The organism is Chromohalobacter sp. HP20-39 (assembly GCF_033052815.1).
In the GTDB taxonomy this organism is placed as follows: domain Bacteria; phylum Pseudomonadota; class Gammaproteobacteria; order Pseudomonadales; family Halomonadaceae; genus Chromohalobacter.
Window position 1 is genome coordinate 1 of the sequence record NZ_JAWHTP010000327.1, and the last position, 342, is coordinate 342.

The window sequence follows — 342 nt, forward strand, 5'->3', positions numbered from 1 at the left end:
GTCGCGCCGGAAGCGGGTGAACTGATCCAGACGGCGGCTCTGGCCATTCGCAACCGCATGACGGTGCAGGAACTGGCCGACCAGTTGTTCCCCTACCTGACGATGGTCGAGGGGTTGAAGCTCGCGGCGCAGACCTTCAACAAGGATGTGAAGCAGCTTTCCTGCTGCGCCGGGTGAGAAAAAGGAGGTGTTCAATGAACGCCTACACGGTGTCCCGGCTGGCTCTTGATGCCGGGGTGAGCGTGCATATCGTGCGCGACTACCTGCTGCGCGGATTGCTGCGCCCGGTGGCGTGCACACCAGGCGGCTACGGCTTGTTCGATGACGCCGCCTTGCAACGGC

General features: G+C 63.2%; 1 protein-coding gene and 1 pseudogene. Both read left to right on the forward strand.

Annotated features, from left to right (window positions below):
• Positions 1–177: pseudogene (locus RVY79_RS18215) on the forward strand (mercuric reductase); the annotation flags it as partial.
• A 17-nt stretch (positions 178–194) separates the two neighbouring features.
• The coding region (locus RVY79_RS18220) for a MerR family transcriptional regulator (RefSeq protein ID WP_257662484.1) at positions 195–342 on the forward strand (148 nt) is incomplete at its 3' end.